The 2,355-nt window shown below is 59.6% G+C and carries 1 protein-coding gene; it reads left to right on the top strand.

All coding sequences use genetic code 11. The features are described 5' to 3' along the window. The first annotated feature begins 412 nt into the window (after positions 1-412). A complete protein-coding gene (locus MB824_RS06920) occupies positions 413-2,308 on the top strand; it encodes a cation:proton antiporter domain-containing protein (protein WP_238747492.1) in 1,896 nt (631 codons plus the stop codon). Positions 2,309-2,355 lie beyond the last annotated feature (47 nt).

The raw sequence follows: 2,355 nt of genomic DNA, 5'->3' as shown, positions 1-2,355 counted from the left end.
AAAAAAAAGCGCGATTATAGCCCGATGCCTGTTTTTTCAGGCAGCCTGAAAGCCGTGGGCGGGCATTTTTCAGGCTGCCTGAAAGATTGGATAGTGGACTGCGGCGGCAGCGCTGCGCCGATTTGTTGCCATCTGTTCCCATCTATCGGATAAATAGGGCTTAAAGGCAAAAAAACGGTGGCTGCCACTATCGGAGAAAGGCCGGATTTTGTAAAATGGCACCCGCTTTGGCGACGTGTTTCGCGCCGCCGGCCGCGATAATAATTTTTCTGCCGCCCGCCGCTTTTTACCTTGCCTTCAGGCTGTGGCAAAAACCTTCTCCGACTATTTTCAGGCTGCCTGAAAACGGCGCGGGCGCAACCGCCGCAAGGCGGTTTTTTCTCCCACTTCATCTTGCCACGGAACCCGCACCATGACCTACATCCTGCTGTACACCTTTATTTATCTCGCATTTGCCGTCGGGGCGGTATTGATTTCGCAGAAATTGGGTTTGGGTTCGGTATTGGGTTATCTGCTGGCCGGCATCATCATCGGGCCGATGCTCGGTTTTGTCGGCAAAGAAGCGGAAAGCATCCAGCATATTGCCGAGTTCGGCGTGGTGATGATGATGTTTCTCGTCGGCCTCGAGCTGGCGCCGGCGATGCTCTGGCAGCTGCGGCACAAGCTTTTGGGCTTGGGCGGGCTGCAGGTGCTGCTGACGGTGTCGGCGATTGCCGGCATCGCTGTGGCCTTTCACAAACCGTGGCAGACCGGCGTGGCCATCGGCTGCATTCTGGCGATTTCCTCCACCGCCATCGTGCTGCAAACCTTCTCCGAGAAAAACCTGATCGACACGCCTGGCGGCCAGGCGGGCTTTGCCGTGCTGCTGTTTCAGGACGTGGCGGCGATTCCGATGATGGCGCTGATGCCGCTGCTGGCGCTTTCGGGCAAAGGCGGTGCCGGCGGCGGGCACGACAGCCACGAGTTTTCCAACTGGCTCGCCACCCAGCCCGGCTGGATTAACGCGCTGGTAAGTGCCGGCGCAATGGCGGTGATTGTGATCGGCGTGCGTTATCTGGTGCCGACCGTGTTCCGCTTTATCAGCAAACACCGGCTGCACGAGATGTTTACCATTTTCACGCTGGCACTGGTGGTCGGCATCGCCACTTTGATGTCGCTGATCGGCCTTTCGCCCGCGCTGGGCGCTTTTTCCGCCGGCGTCGCGCTGGCCAACAGCTCGTTCCGCCACGAAATGGAAAGCCATCTTTCGCCGTTTAAAGGGCTGCTGCTGGGGCTGTTTTTCATCACCGTCGGCGCCGGCATGAACTTCACGCTGCTTGGGCAGGAATTCGGCACCATTGCCGCGATGACCGCCGCCACCCTGCTGATCAAAGGCTTTATCCTGTGGCTCTTGGGCAAGGTTTTCAGGCTGCCTTCGCTGTCGGGCAAACTGTTTGCCCTAAGCCTGGCGCAGGCCGGCGAATTCGGTTTTGTGCTGCTGTCCATCGCCCGCCAAAACCACGTGCTGCAAAAATCGCTGGCCGACCGCACCGCGCTGGTGGTGGCGCTGACCATGGTGCTGACTCCGCTGCTGTTTATCTTCTATGAGAAAGTGCTGGCGCCGCGCGCGATTGCCGGCGAAAACGAAGAGCGCCCGCACGACAGCGTAACCGAAGAAAACCCCGTCATCATTCTCGGCCTCGGCCGCTTCGGCCGCCACATCAACAGTATGCTCACCGCCTGCGGTTTCCACACCACCGTCATCGACCACCACGCCGAGATGGTCGAAGGTCTCGCCAAACACGGCATCAAAACCTATTACGGCGACGCCACCAAACCCGAGCTGCTCAACTCCATCGGCCTGGCGCAGGCCAAACTGCTGGTAATCGCCATCGGCCAGCGCAAAGAAGCCACCGAGATTCTCGAGTTCGTGCGCCGCCACTATCCAAAACTGCCGGTGCTCGCCCGCGCCTACGACAGCCCGCACGCCTATGAGCTGCACCACGCCGGCGCCGACTTCGTGATCCGTGCCACCGCCGATTCCTCCATCCGCAGCGGCCGCATCGCCCTCGAACAACTCGGCCTGTCGCCGGAAAAAGCCCGCGAGCTGAGCAAACTCTACGCCGCCCGCGAGCGCCACCAGCTGGCCAAGCTGTCCAAATACTACGACCCCAACCTGCCGCTGTTTGCCAACGGCAAAATCATCGAAATGGCCAAAGAAAGCGACGCCGAAACCGCCCGCATGATGCAAACCCTGATGCAGGGCGGTACCGTGGAATGGCAAGAAGACCCCGGAGATTGGACCTGGCTGAAAAAAGGCATCGCCTAAACGGCCGGTGTTCCAACAGCAAAAAGCAGCCTGAAACCCCCAAAGCG

Origin of the sequence: Kingella pumchi, from assembly GCF_022288825.1 — a bacterium.
Taxonomy (GTDB): domain Bacteria; phylum Pseudomonadota; class Gammaproteobacteria; order Burkholderiales; family Neisseriaceae; genus Kingella_D; species Kingella_D pumchi.
The sequence above is the reverse complement of the archived record's forward strand: the minus strand, read 5'-3'. Positions and strand labels throughout refer to the sequence as shown.